This is a genomic window from Streptococcus infantis (assembly GCF_047463655.1).
Taxonomy (GTDB): domain Bacteria; phylum Bacillota; class Bacilli; order Lactobacillales; family Streptococcaceae; genus Streptococcus; species Streptococcus infantis_Z.
This window is the reverse complement of the sequence record NZ_JASHDM010000001.1, coordinates 304,469-323,306: the sequence shown is the minus strand read 5'-3', so window position 1 is coordinate 323,306 and position 18,838 is coordinate 304,469. Positions and strand designations below refer to the sequence as shown.

Genomic DNA, 18,838 nt, shown 5'->3' with positions numbered 1-18,838 from the left:
CCTCCTAATCAAAAAACTGTGACAAATCTAGTCCACCAAAAGGATTAGAGTTCAGGCTACTCTTGGAGTCCAGTAAAACTCTGCTTTCATCAGATTCTAGAAAAGCTTCATAAACACGCGCAGTCATTCGTGCATCCTCTAAACTATTATGAGACTGCCCCTTGAATCCTAAAAATTCAGCAACAGTCTGTAACTTTAGATTTGCAATGCCGTGAAGATCCGAACTCCGTCGCTCAAAAGACTCATCATAGAGATCGACTAGATATTGACTACTATAATCTAATCCATACTCTAGTAAGATTGGTAAATCACTCTTGGCTGCATTGTATCCAACAAGGGGTAATTCACCAACAAAGTCTTGAAAATTCTTAAGAACTTCCTCCACCATCGGTGCATCTTTCAAGGTTTCAGACGTGATACCCGTTAAGCCGTTTATAAAACTTTTCAATGGTACATCAGTATGAACATATGAGTCAAATGCTCCTACTTCTTCACCATCTTTAAAACGGACTGCAGATACCTGAATCAAGTGGGTTTTGTCTTGATGTTTGTTAAATTCCAAATCAAATGAAATGTAATCTCTTAATTTTTCCATCTTATCCATTCCTTACTATATGTGTAAAAAGAAACCACTTGGTTATACCTAGAAACCAAGCAGTTTTTTCTTATCCTCCAAATAAGCGAGCAAAGAAGCCTTTCTTCGTTGCTTGTACTTCTTGCTTAGCCTGATCCAACTCCAACTGAAGGGTTTCTTGGTCCTTCATGGCTTGTAGGGTTAACTGTTGTTGTTGATCCAATTGCTTATCTTTTTCTGCGATTTGACGGTCTTTGACACGCATCTGTTCATCTTTTTCAGCTAACTGTTTGTCTTTAGCCTTTAACTGCTCATAAAGACGAATGATTTCAGCGTTCTTTTCATCAACAAGAATCTCCATTAATTCACGTTGCTTCACATCATCACTAACAGGTTCATCTTCAAAAATAGTTTTTTTGTAGATTTCTTCAAGCTTAATCAAGCCACTGCGAGTTACCACAGTGACTCCTTTATCATTTTTAGTCGTATCTTCTTCAGGTAATTCCTTGACACGGTTATTGATTGCTTGGCGGGACAAGCCCAAGACCTCAGCAATCTCACTAACAGTCATCTCAATACTCATAATATCCTCTGAAAGTTTTCTAGCTTTTCTTTATTTAAATATTATCATAAGCAAGCAAAACTGTCAAATATCACCGTATTTCCAACTCTTTTTCATAACTTTTTCTAGTCTAAACTGAACTGTCTTTCAGCTTTTTTAAACTAAACATCCGTTTGCAATTTTACCACCAGCTCTAATCAATTGAAAACCTTTCTTGGTTTATAAAGAGTATCCCGTTTCTCTAAAATGGCTAATAACTTATCACCTTCAAAACCAGCCAATTCCTTCTCAGTTTGTTCCAATTCAATAAAGCGACCAAAACGCACTTCTTCTGCCTGTTCTGGGGTCAAATAAACCTTAACTAAGTCACCTGTCCCAATCTCCAAGGGATGAAGAAAGTCTAATTCACCAGCTTGTACTTTTTCCTCAATTTCACTCAAGGTTAAAGCATCATCTAACTGTAACCCAGCTGCACTTGTTCGTGTTAAATAAGACATATGAGCAGCATAGTCAAGTTTTTCTCCTAAATCAACCGATAAGGTACGGATATAGGTTCCCTTACTACATTTTACACGGAAGGTAAATCGAGCCAGATTATTTTCATAGGAAATGGAACTGGTTCTTTCGAAACTATAAATCGTCACCTGACGTTCTGGACGCTCTACTTCTTGACCAGCACGCGCATACTCATAGAGTTTGCGACCATTAACCTTGACAGCAGAGTACATAGGAGGAACTTGTGTGATCGGCCCAGTCAGACTAGCAATGGCTTCATCGACAAGCTTTTCATCCAAGGGGGACAAAACGGGTGTCTCTGCAACGACTTCCCCACTAGCATCTTCGGTTGTTGTAGAATAGCCCAGAGTAATTTCACCCTCGTAAATCTTACCTTCGTCCTGCATAAACTCCACCATGCGAGTCGCCTTCCCTACAGCAATGGGTAAAACGCCCACAACATCAGGGTCTAGCGTCCCACCGTGACCAATCTTCTTGGTTCCCAAAATCTTTCGCAGCTTAAAAACTGCATCATGCGAGGTCATTCCCGATTCTTTTTTTAAATTGATAATACCGTTCATGTGTTGCTTTCTATTATCCTTTCAATGCTTCAAACTTGGTTCTCATGGTTGGATTTTTCCTAGTTAGTTTTTTGACTGAAACGTCTTCCAGCTTTTATTTCACTCTTGCAAACTCAAATTTTCTATAATTCTTTGCACTTTTTCAATCTCTGGAGGAGTACAATTGCTCTGTCTTTGAATTTCTCGTAATACATCTAATCTTTCTTTTGAAGACAATTGAGGAAGAATATCCTTTACTGTTTCAAAATAGAAGATATCGTTTTCTAACTTATCATGTTTAAGCAACACTAAGAAAAAGTCTCTAATCAAATCAAAATATCCATTTTTTTCTCGATTTAGATTATATTTAATTCTATGTAGAGACAATTTAAAACTATAATTTCCGATAATTTTATCAAGTTCTTTGATAAATAGATATAGTTTGTCCTTTTTAAGGTCTTCTCTATGGAATAAGTTTGAAATTGTTTCTAAATAGTTCACTCTTGAAGAATGTTGGAATAATTCTCGCAACCATTGTTTAGAATATCTAAATTCATAGTCTTCAGTAAAAATGATGTTTATCATTTGACCATAGTTATTCTTTGATAAAGAAAATGAATCAATAGTTGGATCTACACTATCTAAAGCAACTATATAGACTCGGTCAAGAATTTGATTGTCTTTGATTTTTTCTTTTAAAATATTTTTAACAACATCCTTAAATATATTTACAATTTCTGTATTAAATATCGAATGAGAATAGCAGAATCCTAAAAATGTATGATAGGTTATATTAATTACTCTCCAATCATATACGTATAATAAAATTCCTTGAGCAAGCTCTTTATACGCAAAATCATCTACAGAATCTATTTTCTGAATAATTTGAGGTGTATATTTTGGGTACTGGTTAAACAATGATATCAAACATTGCAAATATGATCCCATTTCACTATTTATATAGTGAAACATATCTAGCTGTTCATTATCATCCCTTAAAATTAAAAGTTTATTTACATTGATTGTAAGTAATTTTTTAAAAATATCTTTATCCATATTTTGTTGTTTTATATGATATTCAAAAAATTCTCGATCGTTAGAGTCAAAACTTTCTTTGTTAGATTTTTTTAAATATTCTTCTCTTACAATATTTCTTAAATTTTCTTCTATTTCAGGAGAACTGATAATTTTCACATATAATCTCTTATATTTTGGATATAAGTCAGCTATATGATCTTTCAATAAATTAGAAACCTTTTTAGAAATTTCATTTGATTCTTTTAAAACAGTAATCAGGAAATTCTCCGTTTCATCTATCGTTTTTTCTTCTAAAAACGAAGAACCTCTTTGTTCCTTCTCTGCGTTGATTAATATCTCTAATAGTTTAGATTCATCGTACTCTACAAGATTTTCTTGAGTTAAAAAGGAAAACTCTGAAACAAAACCTCCTTCTATTGAAGAAATCCAATTTCTATAAGGCTTTTCTGGTGTTTCAATATTTTTTTCTTTAATAATACTTCTGTGTTCTTTGATAAAAGTGTTTAATTCTTCTCCAAAGTGAATATCAGAAAAATCAATTTTATCTATTAACCTCCTTATAAATTCTAAATCTAAATTAGTTTCGTTATCCAATTGAACAAGCAATTTTTGAATTAGTTTAATACTTAATAGATCTTCTGAGGCACTTTCCAAAAACTCTTTCTCTTCAATAAATAGTCTTCTGGACTTCATTAGCTTATAGATAAATTCAATATTACCATACTCTTCTAGTTGATAGTTTATTGGATAATAATTATACCTTGAAAATTCTGATTTATTTAGTATGGATGTTAGTTTGTTAACACATTCAGTATTTAGATCAACTTCTATATCACTATCTTCCTCTAAATATAAATCACGATTTTGCTGTTCAAAAGTACTTACTAGCCAATACCCCAAAAGAGTTCTATCTTTATTAAAGCTAGAGTTAACGATATCTTCATCTCGCGATATAATTTTTCTCAGTTCATTTAGCTTATTATTTGTAAAGCTTGAAATTTTTTTATCTTTCGCATAATTATAGACAAAGAATACATCATCAATAAAGTAATTTTGATAACCTTTAGAAATTATTTTGTAAATTACTTCCCAGTCATTATCACTTAATTTTTCAATATTCTTAACAATAAACTTCCAGAATGGAAGAACAAAACTTTTTTTAACTACTTTTAGAGTATTACCCTGAAGCAGAGCCGTTAACATTAGCTGATCTAGTTGATCATTATCATTTTCAATAACCTTATCTAAAACAGATGATAGATACTTAAAATCATTAGAAATACTATCTAAATTTTTATTATACTCTTCTTGAAGTAACGAAGGATTCAAAAGATTATTCCAATTATTATATAAATCATGTGTGCCCAAGTTTTTCTTAATATCATCAACTAATTTTTTTACAAAACCTGGTAAATCCTCAAATTTATCGCCGTACCATATAATCTGAGTATGATTTTCAGAACTAAAAAATTCCTCAACAAGATCTCTATAATGTTCATCAGCCTTTTGATTACCTGTATTCTCTGACTTCATCAATGCATAGTTCTTACTATCTTTACAAAGCAAAGATAAAATTTCATCTTCTTCAAGACCTGCTCCGATAAATAAAACAGTAGGTTTTGTCACTTTAAACCATGTTACTAGATTTTCAAAATTATCCCTATTTTTTAAATATGTTTTTGAATAATCTGCTGATGAGCTCACAAAATAATTGACATCACAATCTGGTGTCCCATGGATATGTAGAACGTCACCAAATTGTAACTTTCCATCTTTGTTCGTGACAAATTCATTAAGATCATTTATAGTAACTACCGAATTCTTTAAACGTTTAATATGATTTTCAATTTCATAGTCGTAGTTAGAAGTGATAAATATTGCATTTAAACTCGCTAATGATTCTATAGTTTGATTAACTACTGAATATGGTAGTAGATTTTTGAAATATCCTTTTTCAAAATCTAGTCTTCGCTTTTCAAAATCATCACCAAAAATTTTTTTTAATTCATAGTTTACTAGATCTACTTTACGTTTATTACTAATACTAGATTTGCTAATTAAATCAAAAACTATATGATGCTCTCTCCCAAGACTTTTTTCACTACTTTCAGATAAAACTTGTCCTTGCCAATACTTGATAAGATGTTCAATATAATTGTTCCAATTGGGATAACCTTGAGCAATTGAAACTCCTGCGCCAATAAAAATTACTAAGTTAAAATTTTTTATAGCCTCGGTTACATCATCTGTCAAATTTCCATAATTAATGTCATCTTTCATATCTTATTTCCTCATCCCCCATTCAAAGCATCAAACTTAGCCTTCATGGTTGGATTTTTGCGAGTCAATTTTTTAACCGAAACATCATCCAGCTTGTTATTAGCCAGTCGGAGTTGGTTTTCTGATGTTGTCAGGAATTTCTTGACCTCTTCCATCCGCTTAATGGCTTTATCAATCTCATCGATGGCCTTGCTGAAGTTGACAGAAGCTGAATTGTAATTCTTTGCAAAGGCAACCTTGAAGGCATCCAAGTCTTCCTCAAAACGAGTAATATCTATATTTTGTTCCCTGATAAAAGCGAGTTCCTGCTTATATTTAAGGGAATTAAGGGCAGCATTGCGCAAGAGACCAATCAACTGAATAAAGAATTGAGGACGAATGACATACATCTTCTCATACTCGTGGCTGACATCGACAATCCCAGTATTGAAGTAATCATTGTCAGCCTCAAGCATAGTTACCAAAACTGCATACTCACAGTTCTTCTCACGACGATCCTTGTCCAATTCCTTGTAAAAATCCGCATTCTTATGCTTCTTCTCTGTCCCGTCTGCTTCATTTTTCATCTCAAACATGATGGAAATGAATTCTAGTCCATTTTCATCAAAATCACGGAAGATAAAATCGCCCTTAGAACCACGTGCTGAAACCTTATTGTCCTTCGCAAAGTAGGCATTTGGAAAGGCAAAGCTACGAACCTTGTTGAACTCACTCTCAGCATAATGTTCCAAACTTTCACCGATTGCCTTGGTTGATTGTTGTGCCTTGAAATTCTTGTAAAATTCAACCTGCTCACTAGCTGCCTTGAGTTGGGCTTCGTAGTTTTGTTTAACAGAAGCTAGAGACAACTCATTTTCTTTTTCTTGTAAAAGGAGCTGATTTTTTACCTGATCTCTTTCTTTCTCTAAGTCAGATAATGTTTTTTGAAGTTGGTTCTCATGCTCCAAACGCAAGGTAAGCAACTGGTTCTCAAGTGCTTGAACTTCTTTTTCTTTCTCTAGCAAGCTTTGACTTGCACTTTGCTCCACTTCTTTCTTAGCCAATTCTTTTTCTGTATCAAAGTTGTTAATTTGACTTTGAAGCTGGGCTATTTCTTGATCTTTTTGAGCTAGTTTTGCCTGTTGTTCATTTAAGGCTTTTTGTTCCACCAATGTCAATTCTTGTTTGATTCGCTCATGCAATTCCTTATCAAACTCTGCAGTGCGAACTTGAGAAAGTAGTTCTGCATATTGACTTTCATTGACTGTAAATACTTCGCCACAATTGGGACATTTAATCTCGTTCATGTTATTCCTCTAAATTTATCTATTCTACTTTCATTATAGCATGGATAAACAAAAAGAAAAAGTTGGAATGAATCCAACTTTTAATCTACATATGTATCTTCGTTTTTATTTAAGAAGGCATAAGGTAATCCCATGAGTAGACCACCACCGATAAAGTTACCGATGAAGGTTACACCCCAGTGACGAAGAATATTTCCAATACCGAAATTTGCGATTGAATCAGCAGCAACACTGAACTTCACAATCGCAAATGAAGCAAAGTTTGCGGCGATGTGCTCGTTTGTTAAGAATACAAACATGTAAATGGCTGAAAGAACCAACCAAAGTTTTGCTCCACCATCCTTAACTAAAACGAATGAAAGAATCGCGATATTTACAAAGACATTAGCCAAGATAGCTTCAAGCAAGATAAGTTCATTTGAACGGCCCAACTTCATTTCCACAACTCCAGAAATAAAGCTATCATGGGTAAGGTTTGCATAAGCTGCTGAATGGGCGAATCCCCAACCTGCTATAAGAGCACCGATCAAATTAAAGAGTGTACAGTATAGAAGGATTTCAGCAGTTTTTCTCCAGCTAATCTTTTTCAAAAAGCTACCAGCTGTCAAGAACATCATGTTAGATGTTACTAACTCAGCATTCAAGAAGACAATGTAAGCCAATCCCCAAGCGAAAACAAATGGGAAGAGGAAACGTCCACTACCAGGAGCAAGCTTATTAATCAAGTCAGCTCCAACTGCACCAGCTGCTGTACTAAATGTTAAGAATGCACCAGCAAACATTGAACGGATAGCATACTTGAATTTACTTTGACTGTAAAGACTTTCCTTTTTCTTACAAGCAAATTCAATTTTTGAGATAAATTCTGAAGAAACCATATAAACTCCTAAAACTTTTATTTGTGAATATTATAACATAAAATCGAAATTATGGAAAGGCTTTCTTAATTCTATTTACAATATTTTTATCACTTGTAGCAATCGTTTCCATTTGCTTTGTATCAGTATCTTTAATGTTTTCAACCCTTTATTTTCAAACTCTCTATTCTATATATTTAATATGTGTTTTCACTTTAATCTATATTGAATTTACAAAAAAGCCTCTTTAGTTTTCAGCTAAAGTCCATGAACTAATAATATGTTTGAATTTATAGACAGAGAAAATAACGTTTTTATCAAAAGGTTATTTGGCCAAAAAAATCGAGGTCTGGATTTTTAGTCCCGACCTCCTCTATTATTAATATTCATTTTATTTTCAAAAGCTTGTACTAATCAACATAAGTCTCTTCATTTTTATTAAGATAAGCGTATGGTAAGCCTATCAAGAATCCTCCACCAATCAAGTTAGCAATGAAGGTAACACTCCAATGACGTAGGATATTAGGAATATCAAAGTTAGCAATTTGGTCAGAAACAATGCTGAATTTAATAATGCTAAAGGATGAAAAGTTGGCTGCAATATGCTCGTTAGATAAGAAAACAAACATAGAAATAGCTGATAAGATAATCCATAGCTTAGCACTGCTATCCTTAACTAAAATAGAAGATAAAATAGCAATATTTACGAACATATTTGCCAAAATCCCTTCCAACAAGACCAACTCACTAGGTCGTGCCAACTTCTTAGCTACAATCTTTGGAAGATAACTGTCGTGTGTCAGGTGTGAAAAAGCCGATGAATTAGCAAAGCACCAACCTGCTAACAGAGCACCAACTAAGTTGAAAAAGGCACAATAGAGCAAAATGACAAAGGCTTTTTTCCAATCAATCTTCTTCAAGAATGTTCCAGCTGTCAGATACATCATGTTTGATGTGACCAATTCAGCATTTAAAAATACAATGTAAACCAGTCCCCAAGCAAATACAAAGGGAAAAAGAAAATAGCCAGCACTTGGAACGATGCTATTGAGTAGATCAGCACCTATAGCCCCAGCGGCCGTACTAAAGGTTAAGAAAGCACCTGCAAACATCGAGCGAATGGCATATTTAAACTTGCTTTGGTCAAATAGACTCTCTTTCTTATGGCAATAATAATCAATCTTTGAAATAAATTCTGAAGAACTCATATAAACTCCTTAAAATATAATCATCAACATTATAACATAAAATAATTTAAGTGAAAATTAAATTTTACTTTTTACACTTGAATATTTTTAGCGCTAGCAAAAGCTTCAATTTCTTCTGCAGTCGCCCCCAGCAGCTCTGAAACACACAAGTCGACAATATCTGATAAAACAGAATCGCAAATATATTCATACTCACCATGACCATATTTACAAGTGAATAGAGGGAGCCTTGTTGCTGATTGATAAAAATTGAAAGCCAACACTTGCAGTTTCTCTGGTAGAAATTCAAGTTTCAACTCTTGTGCAAGTCCAGTTCTCACTTTATCCCAATCTTCACCTTTTGACTGGTAGTTTTCTCGTGCATTGTCGATAAATCCTTTACAGAATTGTGCCAGCAAATGCTTGTTTTGATAGAGCAAACGACAGGAAAAATCTGAGATAGATCCAGCATGAAGTAAGAAGGCAAGTAAGTCATTAAGGCTTTCTGCTACCCGACCAACTTGGCCTTCACTCCCTATAAAGCAGATACTCTGATCTTCAAGAATTACATATTCTTCTCCGCTACCGTCCTGGGCAAATGCATGACAAGCTAAAGAATATTCCTCATTGTTATAAGAAAATTGTACTTCTCTTATTTCATCATAAAAATAAATATCACACTCTGCCAATAGCAAGTTTCTTAAATGATTATTGTCTCTGATTGCTTCTAGTTTTTCCATTTTCACCTATCCTTAGACTAAAGTCCTACCAATTGATGATAACTTTAATATGATACTTTTTCGTCTCATTTTTTAGATTTCTGACAAGCTTATCATTCTCTTTTGATTGGCCAAAGAAATAGGCTAGAGCTTTTCCGCTCTTTTGTTCAATACACAAAAAATATCTAGCACCATTCAATTTAACACTTGGAATAAAATCGACCTCAATCTTTTTAATATTATTCAGTGGTATAATGCGCTTTCTAAAAACATAAGCATTATGGATATAAAATCTTCCCTTAGAAATATGAAACGGGGCAAAAAAGTTTCCACCACTTTGACGCACAATGACATAACGACGCCATAGAATCAGTAAAAGAAGGAAGGAAATAAAGTAAATAGCAAAAGTCAAAACCGAGCTTTTCATCATCGATTTTATCCCAATCAAAAAATAATCTATCATAATTAAACCGCTTTTTCTACCTTATTATACCACTTTTGTTGAGCTTCTAGGTTGATGGACAAGGAAAAAGACTGAACAAAGTTCAGCCCTTTTTAATAATATTTGATGTGATATCTTTATCTGGTCAAATCAAGTCGTTTCCCGATTTTTCCGATAAGAATAGCACCAACAATCAAGGAAGCGAATTCTCCGATAGCAGTTGTAAACCAAGTTAAGAAGAAAGGTGCTTCTGCTACGATGTTCAATTCAGCAGCAATGGTGATCATTGAAATCGAAAAAAGAATTGAAAAGAAGAAATGATCTTTACGAATCAATCCATTAAAAAGATAGTCTTTTTTATATTTGCTAAACAACCATACGCCTAAACTTAGGAAGACAAGAGTTGATCCTCCACCAACCGCAACATCGATGATTCCAAAACTGAAGAAATTAGCAATCATACAGCCAAGAGTAACACCGATAATGTACTTAGGATTGTAAAAAGCAAGAAAATTCATCATTTCAGAAATACGGAACTGATAAGCACCGTAACTGATAGCATTAAGGGGTGGTGTGATTGTCAAAACCACATAAATTGCTGCGACAATGGCAATATCTGCCAAATCACGGACAGTAAGTTTTTTCATCTATTATTCTCCTTTAGCGATTAACCCGCGTATAATATGCTTGGTGAAAGAAGCTAAGCACCAAGGGTTGAACAAGTCAACCTTTCAAGTATAGCACATTTATATCCTTTATGCTATACTATTTTTATGAAAACTTCCATAAAAAAATTCTTCGACAATGAAATTCTGTCCTATTTATTTTTCGGTGTTGCAACCACTCTTGTTTCTATCATTGTTCGTATCACTATTTTTTACTTTTTCCAACAAGAATTATGGGCGACTGCTCTGGGAAATATAGCTGGAATTCTGTTTGCTTTTTTCACCAATGATACCATTGTTTTTAAACAGAAACGAAAACATTGGTTCAAGCGTCTGATAAAATTTACGACCGCAAGATTCATAACTTTCCTATTAGACCTGCTCCTGACCTTTATTTTTGTGACATGTTACCCTCATATTATCGGTCAATTTGTAGGTGATGATCCCAATACTATCAACACAATTGAGACTATTTTTGCACAGGTCACCATCATAGTCCTCAATTACATCTTCAGTAAAGTTTTTGTTTTTAAAAAACACTAAGCATATTTCTTGCATTCAACAGATGATTAAGTTATAATTTAGAATGTAAAATTACGAAAGGAAAAAGAAAATGTTAAAAGATCTTAAAGAATTTTTGCTCCGCGGTAATGTTGTAGACCTTGCTGTCGGTGTGATCATCGCTTCTGCTTTTGGTGCTATCGTAACTTCATTTGTTAATGATATCATCACTCCACTCCTATTGAACCCAGCCTTGGAAGCTGCGAAAGTACAAAACATCGCTGAGCTTGCATGGAATGGTGTTACATATGGTAAATTCTTGAGTGCTGTTATCAACTTCCTTGTAGTTGGTACTGTTCTATTCTTTGTGATTAAAGCTATGGAAAAAGCTCAAAACCTTCGTAAAAAAGAAGAGGTTGTTGAAGAAGTACCTGCTGGTCCAACTGAGTTGGAAGTTCTTCAAGAAATCAAAGCTCTTCTTGAGAAAAAATAATCATATAGAGGATTCGTTTCAATACTGAATCCTTTTTTTATTCACCTTTTGCTGAGTTTAGAAAAAACTTGAGTTCAGCTCTCTTTTTTGATATAATAATTAAAGTTTCCACCCTTAGTGTAATGGATATCACGTAAGATTCCGGTTCTTGAGATGGGGGTTCGATTCCCTCAGGGTGGATATTTTATAAAGAACTTATCAAAATTTGTAGATAAAGCTGTAAGGATTCAGGCTCTATAATATTTCTAGTGGATAAATTCCCTATAGATATTATGGAGTCTATTTTTATTGTTGAAAAGGTTTACTTTTACCTAGGCTTCAGTCTAGTTTTTTTATAATCGGAAAAGCTTCTGTAAGGACGTCTATCCCAAAATTAATTCCCTGTACTTGGTAGTGATAGATGGGGTCAGGATAAAACTTTTGAACTCTGTTTTTAAGGTGACTATCTATCATTTCAAGTAAAATCCCATCTGATAAACAGGGAAATTCTGGTCCGCTGAGTAAATCTTCTTCTAGTAAATTCAGGTCCCATCCCTGATCGATAGATCTGCAGAAAAGAATCTTACCAAAATCGATACAGTATTTTAGCTTTTGATTCTTTAAGCCCTCAAGAAAAATTTGTAGGTAATTTTCTTGAGAAAGTTGACACCGTAATTCATACCAATCATACTCTATTTCCTCTCCAATATGAACCCACTTCATCCTTGAACGACCTCTTCTATCCTTATATCACTCTCTTGATTTTTATAGAGAACTAAGTCAAAAACTAAATTCTTTGCACAAATACGAAAATGAACCAAGTCTTCTTCAGCCAAAACTCCACCCGCCCTATGAATCACTTCTGTAATCAGGCTACTGGTCTCTAGCTTACAAATAGGGGATTCAAACTCTGGCGAACTAGGAATCTGATGAAGAGTATCAAATAAGTTTCTATCTACGATTTGGTAAAAATGACAGAAGGGAAATTTCAATCGAATCAGATGTTTCTTACCCTTCAAAGTCATCGTAGAAATCTCGTAATGACTATTCTCACTAAAAGCTGCACTAGCTTCATATTCATCTTCTGGAATAATAAATTTCCACTCTAGCATTAAATCTCTCTCCACTATTTTCTCATCTCACACGCTTTCTCTATAAAAATCTAAAGTAGTTTGAAAAACGCAGTATTGATTTACTGTTAAATCCAGCCTTTTTCCTTAAATTCAGCAATACGAGCTAAATCCTCATCTGAAGGTTTATTGGAAACAATTTCTTTTGTAATAACCGAATACTCTTTGTTCCATTTTTTAAGAATTGCAATAATAGAATCTGAAATCCTGATATCTCTTTTCGAAATTGACTCTAAATTCCACTCTTGAATTTCAGAAAGTCCCATAACTTTTGTGATTTCGATTTTAGAAGCTGCATATTCTTTTTTCTTTTTAGCAAAGTAACAATTTCCTGCTATAATATTTAACTTCTTTTCAAATGGTAATTTATTGCCTATATGCTCGATTTTCTCTCGGATTTTATTATCTGATTCATCGATAAAGTAGTTAGTTTGCCACTTTTGAGGGAAAATATGCTCGATTTCCCATTTACTTGGTAATAATGAATCCTGATGTTTATAAGCAAGTGTTTTAAGCAACATTCTCACCACATTACGGTGAGGATTTTGGATTCCTGCTTCAAGTTGAGCTTGGTCTAGTTCTTTGAAATCAAATTTAGGAATATCTGATACAACAATTGCTGAATTTAATTTCAAAATATCACCTTTAACAGCATTGATAGTTGGAATAAGAATGTATTTTGTCATTAGTTCAGCGAGTAATTTGTTTAAGAATCTTGCAAATTTATCCTCAAAGTTTTTATCCTTACGATAACAAATATAATATATAATCACCGGATATTTCCAGAACTCATTAGGATATGAAGTAAGTGTATCTAATGTTTGTTTTATCTGTATATTTGATGACCAACTCTCATCTTCCAGCACTTCACCTTTATTAATTACTTTCCATAATTCGATCATTACGAATAAATTATCTAATAATTCAGATTGATAAAGGCGCTCAAATTTGTTACTCGAATAGTATTTTCTGACACCAGGTGTAGTACTTTTAGTATCTTTTTCCAAAGCTCTAAGATAGAACATATAGTAATAGAATAATTGTTGGATACTTTCATTAGCTGCTGTAGCTTGTTCATCAAGCTCTTTCCAGCGTTCAATAAATATTTCCTTATCTTTTCCCTCAAGATGGTTATAAATCTTAGCTTTAAATATATCAGCATCAGATAGCGGTAAACCTCTGTCATTTAAAGTAGAGAAAATAGTCAATGCTGTATCTTGGGTATCAGCAGTTATTGGTAAAAGAATAGCTTGATTTAATAGGGAATAAATGAACTGATAAATCATCAAGGGATTATCACTTGAATGTTTATCAAGTAACTCCTGAAAATGAATATAATTTCTAGAATAATTATCTTTAGAATCTTTATTTGCTCTTCCAGTTTCGAGAATTTTACGAAGAATTTCATTACCTTCATTATTAACAACACGTGATGTTAGAAGAGTAGTCTTATAATCAACTGTTCCAGTCAGTTTATTAGTTCGCCAGATTGAAGGTTCAATCTTACCAATAAAATTGTTCGCTTCTGGAGTTCGTTCTGATAATGGAGAATTAAATAGCTTTGTGTAAATCGCTCTTAACAATAAAAACAGAGAGGTAATACGTTGCTGACCATCAATAATTTCCTGTTCACCATTATCATTTTCATACGAAACGATACTTCCAAGAAAATACGAACCTTCGCGTTCAGTACCACCATTACTGACGGTAAATTCCCATAAATCTTCAAACAGTGTTTCAACCTGCTCATCTGTCCAAGCATAAGGACGCTGATATTCTGGAATAACAAATGGTTTTGTTCTTCCACTACCAAGTAGTGCCTCAACACTCTGCTTATTAACTTCTATTGTAGTTGGCATCTTAAACCTCCATATTATATTTGCTAAAATGCTACATTTTTTATTGATTATTTGAACACTATATCAAATTGCTTTAACTAGCAATCCTACACATTCAAAACGAAGTTTGAGTAACTATTGCATATCTTCCATGGCTTCTTTCACATATCCTTCTACATCTTCAATCTCTACAAACGAAGGATCAAGGTGACACAAAAAGTGCCAATCTTCGGCGCCTTTTTTTCTATAGACAATCGCTTCCCCGTCTTCACTTCCGAAAAAGCTTCTGTCGACTTCATACCCATTGCGCTCTAAAAAGTCTTTTGCCTGACGATACTTGAGTTCTCGTGCTTCAATATAAGGTTTGACTTCATCATTACTAACGACATAGGCATCGATTTTTGAATACCCTTCGATTACTTGATTGTTTTTAACGGACAAATTCGAAATCTCTTTCCAAATAATATCCACATTTTCCTCAGGTTCGAACATCCATTTAGACAAGGGTACAATATTTCCGTTATAGACAATCTCCATGTAATCCGGCAAGTGTTTTGGGTTCACATACTCCACTTCAAACCCATCTTCTGTTTCTAAAGTATATCCAGGAATTTGAGCTACAAAAGCTCGTCCATCTTCTAAAGAATCACAAGCAACTAAATCTTTTGAATAATCATTTTGATACAATTCCAATATAAGCATTGATAATCTCTCCCATTTTCTCTACCAATATTGTATCACTTTATTGAATTGTACTACAAATAATAAAAAGCTATTCTCTATCAACTCCTAAATACCTTTTCCAAACATAGGTAGTTACAAAAAAATCTGAGTGCCCCAATATTAGCTACACCCAGAACTTCTGTAATATCAACGATATTGATCGTAAGCTATTTATCGCCAACCTAGTTACCCTACTTAAATTTTTAAGTAGGATGGTCTTTATAAAAATAATTAGAAAAACAATTTAATGATTATTTTCAATATAACCCTATGCAAGACCAATCCATCCATATCCTTGTACTGCCATATCAACAAAATGGTTAATGAGTAATGATACCTTAGAATCAAAGGCTGCTTTGTCATAACTCTCAGGAAGATCCTGATTTAATGATAATTCAACTTCATATTTAAGTTTGGCACGCGGCTGTTCATCTTTGTACCAATCTACCACAAGAAGATTACTACGATTATCCATCAATTTCTTAAACAGATTTTTTGCAGACAGTTTTACTTTTTGCTCCTCAACCTGTGTCAATTTCTTTCCAGCAATCAACAAATCGTAAATTTCCAGTTCTTCTTCCGTAAGACCTTCCATATTTGCACGATTGTCCTCTTGACGCATCTCTTCAAGAAGTTTAACAAGCTGTTCGTAATAATCTTCATTTTCAGTACCGCCTGCATTATAGGAATCAATAATGCGTTTGAATCGTTCGGAGAATTTCGTTCTAGTGCAATTTCTATTAAGCATTTGTTCTAGTGCTTGCTCTATATATTCCTTCAAATCATCAATTTCAATAGCTTTATACTCAGCCAATTTTATTTCTTGTCTTAGCTGTTCAATATCTACTTTAGATAAATCTATGGCCTTTGTCCCTTTAATCATGTACTGAGCTTCTTTCCCCCGAACATAATTAGCGAAATCCGGACTTGCAATTACACTACCGTCCAGAATTTGATTCATTTTCTGTCTGGCACGAGCTACTTTTTCGTCATCAATAGTATGATAAAACAATCCATGTAAATAAACGAGTGGTGCAAATTTATCATTAGTCCAATTTCTTTCAAAGATTTCTGGTTTTGATGCTTCGTAGAGATTCGTTAAGGTGTTCAGTATAACCTTGAATTTCTCTTTAGCATCATCTTTAGCAATAATAGCGTCATAAGCTCTTCTTAAAGCATCCAGTTTATCCAGAGTATTGGAATCTGCAATGATTTTCTCTAATGAAACACCTAAAGAAAGCAAGAAAGAATCTGCCTCATGAATTGTACCATCAATGTATCCGATTAGCTGTTCTATATCTTTTGCAGGAAATTCTGTTCCGTCATTACCCGTGGCATATTCTGTTAATGCTTTCTTCATATATTTAAAAACATTCACATAATCAACAATAATTCCAGCAGGTTTTCCAGGATAAACTCTGTTGGCACGAGCTATGGCTTGCATCAACGTGTGTCCCTTCATCGGCTTGTCAAGATAGAGCGTAGAAAGGTTTTTCACATCAAATCCTGTTAGCCACATAGCACACACAAATACTAATTGCAAAGGATCATCTGGACTCTTGAACCTATCCTCGATATCTCTACCATCAGATGTGATTTCTTTCATCTTTGCACGATGCTCCGATATTCTCAACCCTTGTTTAGCAAACTTAGCTTCTTCATCATTCTCTTCAGAAATAACCACTACCATTTCCACCTTATTCATATAAGCAAGAATATTTGTGAGCTGATCACGTTCTTCCTTTGTAGTGGCAGAATTTCGCTGTTTCGTAATATTTTGTTTTTCAATAGCCCAGTAATGCTGAACCTTGTCATACATCTTGACAGCTGTATATTTGTCAACTGACACAACCATTCCCTTCCCAAGAAATCCTCGTCTTGGGAAGTGGTATGCAATATCCTGCGCAACCTTATCCAGTCTGTCATCACGCTTAATAACTTCTAAAATACGAGAGGATGCATTTTCTAACAGACGGATTTCGTCGTCGTTAAGATTTTCTTCTTCGATAATATCTACAACATCATCATCAAGGAAATTATTTTCAAGACCTACTTCCGGAACTCGTCTGGAATAGAACAATGGTACAGTAGAACCATCTTCGACAGATTGTGCAAAGTTATACTCTGACACATACTCACCGAACCATTGATTAGTAAGACGCTTAGCCCCGAGAAGTGGTGTTCCTGTAAACGCAACAAAATTAGCATTAGGAAGTGCTGTTCTCATGTTTTCTGCTAAATCTTTGTACTGTGTTCTATGTGCCTCATCAACTAGAACAATGATATCATCACGTGTAGAAAGAACAGGATACTTCTTCGTCTTATCGTATCTAAACTTATGAATTAGTGTGAAGATAAATGCTTTGTTAGTAGTTAAAAATTCTCGCAGCTGCTTGCTGTTTTTTGGTTGACACTCTTCTTTAGAACCAATAACTTCTGTGCGTACAAAATTCTTATGAATCTGCGTATCCAAATCTTCACGGTCTGTGATAATAAGGAATGAAAAATTACCAGCCACTTTGCGTTTAACCTTACGGGCAAACATAACCATAGAGTAGGACTTACCCGAACCTTGTGTATGCCAGAAGACACCCAGTTTACCATTTAATTCTTTTCTGTTTTTTACTGATTCCATCAGATTATTTACGCCTAAATACTGATGGTTTTTAGCGATAATTTTTATTTGTTGATTCTCAAAGAGAATAAAATTTTCGATATAATCAATCAATTTATCCTTGTTTAATAAACCATCAACAAAATATCTTACAGAACTATCTTTTACATTTTCAGCTGAGTGAATAGCTTCTCGATCCAGTACTTCTTTTTCACTATCAACTTTAAGCCATTCAAAAAAGTAGTCATAGGTCGCATTGAAGGCACCAAGCTTTGTTTCTAATCCATTTGAGAGAACACAAATTTGATTGAATGCAAATAGATTTGGAATATCTCGTAAATAATCCTTTAAATTATTATTATAGGCTTCTTCAATTTTAACGATGCTATTCTTTAGTTCAATGAACACAAGAGGCATTCCATTGATGAAGATAAGGATATCCGGTCTGCGATAATAGGCCTTTCCTTGAATCCACATCTGAGAAACTGCTGTAAAAGTATTGTTCTCTGGATGCTCAAAATCAATTAGCTTTACAAAATCAAAGTCTTCTTTGTCGTCTTTGCGAACTGTGATTTTTATATTATTGCGGATTTGCCTGTATATTTTATAGTTAGTATCAACAATATCTGTACCTGTGTAATCCTGCCTTAAGTTTTTTACTATTTCCTTGATTTTATCTTCAGAGATAGTAGGATTAATGCGTTTCAAAGAAGACAGCATAACATCAGGAAGAACACATTCTTTCTTAGAAGCTCTTCCTGTACCATCATTCAAATCATCTTGCTTACTCAAATCAGCATCACAAATGAGGATATCATAGTTAAATGGTTCCGTTTTTAATTTTGCAAGTATAGCCTGTTCTATATCATCTTCAGATATAAAATTACGCATAGGA

17 protein-coding genes, 1 tRNA gene, 1 pseudogene and 1 riboswitch are annotated in these 18,838 nt (G+C 33.9%); of the genes and pseudogenes, 3 read left to right on the top strand and 16 right to left on the bottom strand.

Going from position 1 to position 18,838, the window contains the following annotated elements:
• Window positions 1-4 precede the first annotated feature (4 nt).
• The 11 genes and pseudogenes from QM877_RS01570 to QM877_RS01520 form a co-directional block, all read right to left on the bottom strand.
• Window positions 5-595: a 3'-5' exonuclease gene (locus QM877_RS01570; RefSeq protein WP_414317357.1), complete on the bottom strand. Its 591-nt coding sequence runs from the start codon at window positions 593-595 to the stop codon at window positions 5-7.
• A gap of 70 nt (window positions 596-665) precedes the next feature.
• Window positions 666-1,157, bottom strand: a complete 492-nt coding sequence (locus tag QM877_RS01565) for a DUF536 domain-containing protein (protein WP_049504976.1) — start codon at window positions 1,155-1,157, stop codon at window positions 666-668.
• Between the two features lie 176 nt (window positions 1,158-1,333).
• On the bottom strand, window positions 1,334-2,212 hold the full coding sequence (gene truB, locus QM877_RS01560) for a tRNA pseudouridine(55) synthase TruB (RefSeq protein ID WP_414317356.1): 879 nt from the start codon (window positions 2,210-2,212) through the stop codon (window positions 1,334-1,336).
• A 13-nt stretch (window positions 2,213-2,225) separates the two neighbouring features.
• A pseudogene (locus QM877_RS01555) lies at window positions 2,226-2,306 on the bottom strand (DUF2130 domain-containing protein); the annotation flags it as partial.
• 5 nt (window positions 2,307-2,311) lie between these two features.
• Window positions 2,312-5,509 (bottom strand): hypothetical protein, encoded by a 3,198-nt coding sequence (locus QM877_RS01550; protein WP_414317355.1) that lies wholly within the window; start codon window positions 5,507-5,509, stop codon window positions 2,312-2,314.
• 11 nt (window positions 5,510-5,520) lie between these two features.
• Window positions 5,521-6,795, bottom strand: a complete 1,275-nt coding sequence (locus tag QM877_RS01545) for a DUF2130 domain-containing protein (protein WP_414317354.1) — start codon at window positions 6,793-6,795, stop codon at window positions 5,521-5,523.
• A gap of 80 nt (window positions 6,796-6,875) precedes the next feature.
• Complete coding sequence (locus QM877_RS01540; protein ID WP_414273638.1) at window positions 6,876-7,673, bottom strand: formate/nitrite transporter family protein; 798 nt, start codon at window positions 7,671-7,673, stop codon at window positions 6,876-6,878.
• Between the two features lie 389 nt (window positions 7,674-8,062).
• Window positions 8,063-8,860, bottom strand: a complete 798-nt coding sequence (locus tag QM877_RS01535) for a formate/nitrite transporter family protein (protein WP_075230563.1) — start codon at window positions 8,858-8,860, stop codon at window positions 8,063-8,065.
• A 71-nt stretch (window positions 8,861-8,931) separates the two neighbouring features.
• Complete coding sequence (locus QM877_RS01530; RefSeq protein WP_414317353.1) at window positions 8,932-9,579, bottom strand: hypothetical protein; 648 nt, start codon at window positions 9,577-9,579, stop codon at window positions 8,932-8,934.
• A 25-nt stretch (window positions 9,580-9,604) separates the two neighbouring features.
• A complete protein-coding gene (locus QM877_RS01525; protein WP_414317352.1) occupies window positions 9,605-10,021 on the bottom strand; it encodes a hypothetical protein in 417 nt (138 codons plus the stop codon).
• Window positions 10,022-10,137: 116 nt separating this feature from the next.
• On the bottom strand, window positions 10,138-10,647 hold the full coding sequence (locus tag QM877_RS01520) for a QueT transporter family protein (RefSeq protein WP_045763277.1): 510 nt from the start codon (window positions 10,645-10,647) through the stop codon (window positions 10,138-10,140).
• A riboswitch (PreQ1 riboswitch) is annotated at window positions 10,648-10,745 on the bottom strand.
• 28 nt (window positions 10,746-10,773) lie between these two features.
• On the opposite strand from QM877_RS01520, the gene QM877_RS01515 reads away from it, so the two are divergent.
• From QM877_RS01515 to QM877_RS01505, 3 genes are all read left to right on the top strand, one after another.
• Window positions 10,774-11,208 carry a GtrA family protein gene (locus QM877_RS01515; protein WP_414310842.1) on the top strand — a complete coding sequence of 145 codons (435 nt, stop codon included), beginning with the start codon at window positions 10,774-10,776 and terminating at the stop codon, window positions 11,206-11,208.
• A 70-nt stretch (window positions 11,209-11,278) separates the two neighbouring features.
• Window positions 11,279-11,659: a large conductance mechanosensitive channel protein MscL gene (gene mscL / locus QM877_RS01510; RefSeq protein WP_414310841.1), complete on the top strand. Its 381-nt coding sequence runs from the start codon at window positions 11,279-11,281 to the stop codon at window positions 11,657-11,659.
• Window positions 11,660-11,767: 108 nt separating this feature from the next.
• A tRNA-Arg gene (locus QM877_RS01505) sits at window positions 11,768-11,839 on the top strand.
• A 138-nt stretch (window positions 11,840-11,977) separates the two neighbouring features.
• Here QM877_RS01505 and QM877_RS01500 read toward each other — a convergent pair.
• The 5 genes from QM877_RS01500 to QM877_RS01480 all read right to left on the bottom strand — a co-directional run bounded on the left by QM877_RS01500 (window position 11,978) and on the right by QM877_RS01480 (window position 18,834).
• Window positions 11,978-12,361 (bottom strand): hypothetical protein, encoded by a 384-nt coding sequence (locus QM877_RS01500; RefSeq protein ID WP_414310840.1) that lies wholly within the window; start codon window positions 12,359-12,361, stop codon window positions 11,978-11,980.
• Window positions 12,358-12,750 (bottom strand): hypothetical protein, encoded by a 393-nt coding sequence (locus QM877_RS01495; RefSeq protein WP_414310839.1) that lies wholly within the window; start codon window positions 12,748-12,750, stop codon window positions 12,358-12,360. The genes QM877_RS01500 and QM877_RS01495 overlap by 4 nt, the downstream gene beginning before the upstream one ends.
• 86 nt (window positions 12,751-12,836) lie before the next feature.
• Entirely contained in the window at window positions 12,837-14,627 is a 1,791-nt protein-coding gene (locus tag QM877_RS01490; protein ID WP_414310838.1) for a DUF262 domain-containing protein, read from the bottom strand.
• 114 nt (window positions 14,628-14,741) lie between these two features.
• Window positions 14,742-15,308 (bottom strand): hypothetical protein, encoded by a 567-nt coding sequence (locus QM877_RS01485; protein WP_414317351.1) that lies wholly within the window; start codon window positions 15,306-15,308, stop codon window positions 14,742-14,744.
• A gap of 289 nt (window positions 15,309-15,597) precedes the next feature.
• On the bottom strand, window positions 15,598-18,834 hold the full coding sequence (locus QM877_RS01480) for a type I restriction endonuclease subunit R (RefSeq protein ID WP_414317350.1): 3,237 nt from the start codon (window positions 18,832-18,834) through the stop codon (window positions 15,598-15,600).
• Between the last annotated feature and the right edge of the window lie 4 nt (window positions 18,835-18,838).

Excerpts from the sequence above, each read along its gene's own strand:
- QM877_RS01570 (WP_414317357.1), bottom strand. The coding sequence starts at position 595 with ATGGAAAAATTAAGAGATTACATTTCATTTGATTTGGAATTTAACAAA.
- QM877_RS01565 (WP_049504976.1), bottom strand. The coding sequence starts at position 1,157 with ATGAGTATTGAGATGACTGTTAGTGAGATTGCTGAGGTCTTGGGCTTG.
- truB (WP_414317356.1), bottom strand. The coding sequence starts at position 2,212 with ATGAACGGTATTATCAATTTAAAAAAAGAATCGGGAATGACCTCGCAT.
- QM877_RS01550 (WP_414317355.1), bottom strand. The coding sequence starts at position 5,509 with ATGAAAGATGACATTAATTATGGAAATTTGACAGATGATGTAACCGAG.
- QM877_RS01545 (WP_414317354.1), bottom strand. The coding sequence starts at position 6,795 with ATGAACGAGATTAAATGTCCCAATTGTGGCGAAGTATTTACAGTCAAT.
- QM877_RS01540 (WP_414273638.1), bottom strand. The coding sequence starts at position 7,673 with ATGGTTTCTTCAGAATTTATCTCAAAAATTGAATTTGCTTGTAAGAAA.
- QM877_RS01535 (WP_075230563.1), bottom strand. The coding sequence starts at position 8,860 with ATGAGTTCTTCAGAATTTATTTCAAAGATTGATTATTATTGCCATAAG.
- QM877_RS01530 (WP_414317353.1), bottom strand. The coding sequence starts at position 9,579 with ATGGAAAAACTAGAAGCAATCAGAGACAATAATCATTTAAGAAACTTG.
- QM877_RS01525 (WP_414317352.1), bottom strand. The coding sequence starts at position 10,021 with ATGATAGATTATTTTTTGATTGGGATAAAATCGATGATGAAAAGCTCG.
- QM877_RS01520 (WP_045763277.1), bottom strand. The coding sequence starts at position 10,647 with ATGAAAAAACTTACTGTCCGTGATTTGGCAGATATTGCCATTGTCGCA.
- QM877_RS01515 (WP_414310842.1), top strand. The coding sequence starts at position 10,774 with ATGAAAACTTCCATAAAAAAATTCTTCGACAATGAAATTCTGTCCTAT.
- mscL (WP_414310841.1), top strand. The coding sequence starts at position 11,279 with ATGTTAAAAGATCTTAAAGAATTTTTGCTCCGCGGTAATGTTGTAGAC.
- QM877_RS01500 (WP_414310840.1), bottom strand. The coding sequence starts at position 12,361 with ATGAAGTGGGTTCATATTGGAGAGGAAATAGAGTATGATTGGTATGAA.
- QM877_RS01495 (WP_414310839.1), bottom strand. The coding sequence starts at position 12,750 with ATGCTAGAGTGGAAATTTATTATTCCAGAAGATGAATATGAAGCTAGT.
- QM877_RS01490 (WP_414310838.1), bottom strand. The coding sequence starts at position 14,627 with ATGCCAACTACAATAGAAGTTAATAAGCAGAGTGTTGAGGCACTACTT.
- QM877_RS01485 (WP_414317351.1), bottom strand. The coding sequence starts at position 15,308 with ATGCTTATATTGGAATTGTATCAAAATGATTATTCAAAAGATTTAGTT.
- QM877_RS01480 (WP_414317350.1), bottom strand. The coding sequence starts at position 18,834 with ATGCGTAATTTTATATCTGAAGATGATATAGAACAGGCTATACTTGCA.